This is a genomic window from Actibacterium sp. (assembly GCF_041584535.1).
In the GTDB taxonomy this organism is placed as follows: Bacteria; Pseudomonadota; Alphaproteobacteria; order Rhodobacterales; family Rhodobacteraceae; genus Actibacterium_D.
This window is the reverse complement of sequence record NZ_JBFHDW010000231.1, coordinates 1-4,312: the sequence shown is the minus strand read 5'-3', so window position 1 is coordinate 4,312 and position 4,312 is coordinate 1. Positions and strand designations below refer to the sequence as shown.

The 4,312-nt window shown below is 62.9% G+C and carries 5 protein-coding genes; all 5 read left to right on the top strand.

All coding sequences use genetic code 11. The annotated features are described in order from the left end of the window. Positions 1-363: 363 nt before the first annotated feature. On the top strand, positions 364-690 hold the full coding sequence (gene yajC, locus ABYW26_RS11225; RefSeq protein WP_372604964.1) for a preprotein translocase subunit YajC: 327 nt from the start codon (positions 364-366) through the stop codon (positions 688-690). Positions 691-705: 15 nt separating this feature from the next. After that, on the top strand, positions 706-2,367 hold the full coding sequence (secD, locus tag ABYW26_RS11220; protein ID WP_372604963.1) for a protein translocase subunit SecD: 1,662 nt from the start codon (positions 706-708) through the stop codon (positions 2,365-2,367). 10 nt (positions 2,368-2,377) lie between these two features. After that, positions 2,378-3,349 (top strand): protein translocase subunit SecF, encoded by a 972-nt coding sequence (gene secF, locus ABYW26_RS11215; RefSeq protein ID WP_372604962.1) that lies wholly within the window; start codon positions 2,378-2,380, stop codon positions 3,347-3,349. Next, complete coding sequence (locus tag ABYW26_RS11210; RefSeq protein ID WP_372604961.1) at positions 3,342-4,094, top strand: sulfite exporter TauE/SafE family protein; 753 nt, start codon at positions 3,342-3,344, stop codon at positions 4,092-4,094. Before secF ends, ABYW26_RS11210 begins: the two co-directional genes overlap by 8 nt. Positions 4,095-4,103: 9 nt before the next feature. Then, on the top strand, positions 4,104-4,312 hold a 209-nt coding region (locus ABYW26_RS11205), incomplete at its 3' end, for an MTH938/NDUFAF3 family protein (protein ID WP_372604960.1).

Here is a 4,312-nt window from a genome sequence, read left to right as displayed (position 1 = left end):
CGGCCAGCAACATGCTCAGAACCTGAAGCCCCTGCGGGAAAGGGATGTTCAGCGAAAGCTGGCTGTCGTGATATTCGAAAATCTTTTGATCCATCTGAAATGTCTGCTCTCAACCAATCGCTGCAGCTTGGGGGAAAATTCAGCCATAAGATAGCCCCAACGCCGTGGCTTTGGCCACGGATCGACCCCCGCCGATCCCGCCCGATCCTGCCGATCCGGTCTGTCGGTCACGGGGCTTTGATTGCTGTGCCGGAGCCGCGCGCCGGACATTGGCCGCATCGCCTTGCCAACCCCTTGGGTCGGGGCTAGGGTGCGCGCCAATTTGGATGGGGCAGGATGCCCCCTAGGAACGGGAATAACCATATGTTTGCTACGCCTGCTTTTGCACAGGCCGCCGGGGGTGCCGGTGGTGCTCTTACCAGCTTCGCGCCGCTGCTGCTGATTTTCGGGATCATGTATTTCCTGATGATCCGTCCGCAGCAGAAAAAGGTCAAAGAACACAAGGCCATGGTCGAGGCTCTGCGCCGGGGCGATCAGATCGTCACCGCGGGTGGCCTGATCGGTAAGGTCTCCAAGGTCAAAGACGAGACCGAAGTCGAGGTCGAACTGGCCGAAGGCGTCAAGGTGCGGGTCGTGCGCTCGACCATCACGCAGGTCATGAGCAAGACCGAACCGGCCGCAAACGCCTGAGGCTAAGCAAAACCGATGTTGCAAATTCCCCTTTGGAAGCGGTTGCTGATCGTAGCAGCCTGTGTGTTGGGTCTGGCCTATGCCATGCCCAACCTGTTCTATGTCCGGGTCGAAGGCCATAACGACGCGATGAAAACCATCGACGTGTCGGGGTCGACGCCGGTTCTGGAGGCTGCCAAAGGGGCTTGGCCGGCATGGCTGCCGTCGGGTCTGGTCAATCTTGGGCTGGACCTGCGCGGCGGTGCGCATCTGTTGGCCGAGGTTCAGGTGGCGGATGTCTATGCCGACCGTCTGGACGGGATGTGGCCCGATGTGCGCGACGCCTTGCGCGACGTGCGGGAAACTGCAGGCACCATTCGCCGCCAGACCGGGGCCGCGGACGAGCTGAGGGTGCGGATCTCGCGGCCTGAAGGCATGGCCGATGCGCTGGCCGCCGTGCGCAAGCTGGCGCGGCCGGTGGTGTCGCTGACCGGGGTCGGGCAGAACGATATCGAGGTCACCGGTGACGGTGCCGACCTGATCGTCCGCCTGTCCGAGGCCGAACGTCAGGCCACCGACGACCGCACCATCGCGCAATCGCTTGAAATCATCCGCCGCCGCGTCGACGAGGTCGGCACCCGCGAGCCGACGATCCAGCGGCAAGGCACCGATCGCATTCTTATTCAGGTGCCGGGCATCGGCTCGGCCTCGGAATTGAAAGCGCTGATCGGCACCACCGCGCGCCTGACCTTCCACCCGGTGGTCGGTCGCACCACTGACGCCACCCAGAACCCCGGCCCGCGCAACCTGTTGCTGCCGTCGATGGACGAGGATGGCACTTATTACATTGTCGAAAAGACCCCCGTCGTCAGCGGCGAGGATCTGAACGACGCCCAGCCCGGTTTCAACCAGAACAGCCAGCCGGTGGTGAATTTCCGCTTCAACCCCACGGGCGCCCGCAAGTTCGGCGATTACACGGTTGAAAACGTCGGTTCGCCCTTCGGGATCGTGCTGGATGACGAGGTGGTCTCGGCCCCGGTCATCCGCGAGGCGATCCGGGGTGGCTCGGGCCAGATCTCGGGCAATTTCACCGTCGAGGAAGCCACCAATCTGGCCATCCTGCTGCGGGCCGGGGCGCTGCCGGCCAAGCTGACCTTCCTTGAAGAACGCACCATCGGCCCCGAGCTGGGCGCTGACAGTATCGCCGCCGGCAAGATCGCCTGTCTGGTCGCGGGTATCGCGGTTCTGGTGTTCATGGTGGCCAGTTACGGTCTGTTCGGCGTGATCGCCGACATCGCGCTGCTGATCAACGTCGGTCTGATTTTCGGCATCCTGTCGGCCATCGGCGCTACGCTGACCCTGCCGGGGATCGCCGGGATCGTGCTGACCATCGGTATGGCGGTGGATGCCAATGTGCTGATCTTTGAGCGCATCCGCGAGGAACTGCGCACCGCCAAAGGTCCGGCCCGCGCGATTGATCTGGGTTATGAGCGCGCACTCAGCGCCATCGTTGACGCCAACATCACCACGCTGATCACCGCCGTGATCCTGTTCGCCATGGGCTCGGGTCCGGTGCGGGGCTTTGCGGTGACGCTGGGCGTCGGGATCGTGACCTCGGTCTTTACCGCGATTTTCGTCACCCGCCTGCTGATCGTATGGTGGATGGAACGCCGCCGTCCCAAGACGATCGTGGTTTAAGGAGAGACCCATGCGACTGAAACTTGTCCCCTCCGAAACCAACTGGGATTTCTTCCGCCACGCCAAGCTGACCTTCGGCGCGTCGGTGGTTGCGGTGATCGTGTCGGTCATTGCGTTCTTTGTGCTGGGCCTGAATTTCGGCATCGACTTTCGCGGCGGCACCACGATCCGCACCGAAAGCACGTTGTCGGTCGATGTGGCGTCCTACCGCGCGGCGCTGAGCCCGCTGAACCTTGGCGATGTGTCGATTTCCGAAGTCTTCGACCCGTCTTTCGGCGATGACAAGAACGTCGCCCAGATCCGTATTCAGGCGCAGGACGAGCAAGAGGCAATCACCCCCGAAGCCATCACCGCGATCGAGGCCGCCCTGAAAGCCAAAGATCCGGCAATCAAGTTCAGCTCGGTCGAAAGCGTCGGTCCCAAGGTCTCGGGCGAGCTGATCTCATCCGCGATCAAATCGGTGCTTTTGGCGATGGGCGCGGTTCTGATTTATATCTGGATGCGCTTTGAATGGCAGTTCGCCATCGGCGCTGTCGCGGCCTTGGTGCATGACGTTGTGCTGACGATCGGGATTTTTGCCGCCCTGCAGATCAAGTTCGATCTGGCGATCATCGCGGCGCTGCTGACCATCGTCGGTTATTCGATCAACGATACCGTGGTGGTGTTCGACCGCCTGCGCGAGAACCTGATCAAATACAAAAAGATGGAACTGCGCGAGGTGATGAACCTTGCCGTAAACGAGACCCTGTCGCGGACCGTGATGACCTCGGGCACGACGCTGATCGCGCTGATCTCGCTGCTGGTGCTGGGCGGAGACGTGATCCGTGGCTTCGTGTTCGCCATGACATGGGGTGTGATCGTCGGCACCTATAGTTCGGTCTTTGTCGCCAAGAACATCGTGCTGTTCCTTGGGGTCAAGCGCGACTGGTCCAAGCCCTCGGGCGATACCGCAGGCACCCAGTTCGGCAATATTGATGCCTGACGCCTTTTCGGCGGCAGTGCAATCTGATGGCCTGATCTGGCTGGCGCTGACCTTTCTGATGGCCGGGCTGGTGCGCGGCTTTACCGGGTTTGGCACGGCGTTGATTTTCATGCCGGTGGCGGCGCGGTTCATTCCGGTCGCTGATGCCATCGTGGTTCTGAACGTCACCGGCGTTGTCAGCATGATCCTTCTGGTGCCGCGCGCCTGGCGCGAATCCGACCGCGGGCAGGTCGGGGTGCTGGCGCTGGCGGCGCTGGCCACCGCACCCGTGGGCGTGATGCTGTTGGCGCGGCTCGATGCCGGGCTGGTGCGCTGGGCGCTGTCGGCGGCGGCGACGCTGACGCTGGTGGCGCTGATCGCGGGCTGGCGGCACAGTCACCGGCTGCGCTGGCCGGGCCTGGGCGGTATTGGCGCGGCGGCTGGCGCCTTGGGCGACATGACCGGGCTGACCGGCCCGCCGGTGATCCTGTTCTACCTGTCGGGGCCGGGCAGCGTGACCACGATCCGCGCCAATACCATGCTGTTCCTGTCGGTGCTGGATCTCGGCATTGTCGCCAACCTGTTCGCCCGGGGGCTGGTGACCAGTCAGGCGATCTGGCTGGGCTTTCTGCTGTCAGTGCCCTATTTTATCAGCGTGGCAATCGGGCAGGCGCTGTTCCACCCCAAGCGCGAGCGCGCGTATCGCCGGGTTGCCTATAGTGTGATCGGTCTGGCCATTCTGACCGGCCTGCCGCTGTTTGACTGAGGATAGAAGATGCGTCTGAACAAGGTGAATTTCTCGAATGCCAAGCCGGTCGACGGCTATGGCCCCGGCTTTTTCCGCGTCGGCGGCATCGTCTATCAGGGCGGCCTGCTGGTCACCGAGGCCGAGGTGAAACCCTGGGGCGGCTATGACGATATCGCGCCGCTGCTGGCGCTGGTCGGGCAGGTGGATGTGCTGTTCATCGGCACCGGTGCCGAGAT

What these genes read in the sequence shown, in the direction of transcription:
- secF (WP_372604962.1), top strand. Translation starts at nt 2,378, where the DNA reads ATGCGACTGAAACTTGTCCCCTCCGAAACCAACTGGGATTTCTTCCGC.
- ABYW26_RS11210 (WP_372604961.1), top strand. Translation starts at nt 3,342, where the DNA reads ATGCCTGACGCCTTTTCGGCGGCAGTGCAATCTGATGGCCTGATCTGG.
- secD (WP_372604963.1), top strand. Translation starts at nt 706, where the DNA reads ATGTTGCAAATTCCCCTTTGGAAGCGGTTGCTGATCGTAGCAGCCTGT.
- yajC (WP_372604964.1), top strand. Translation starts at nt 364, where the DNA reads ATGTTTGCTACGCCTGCTTTTGCACAGGCCGCCGGGGGTGCCGGTGGT.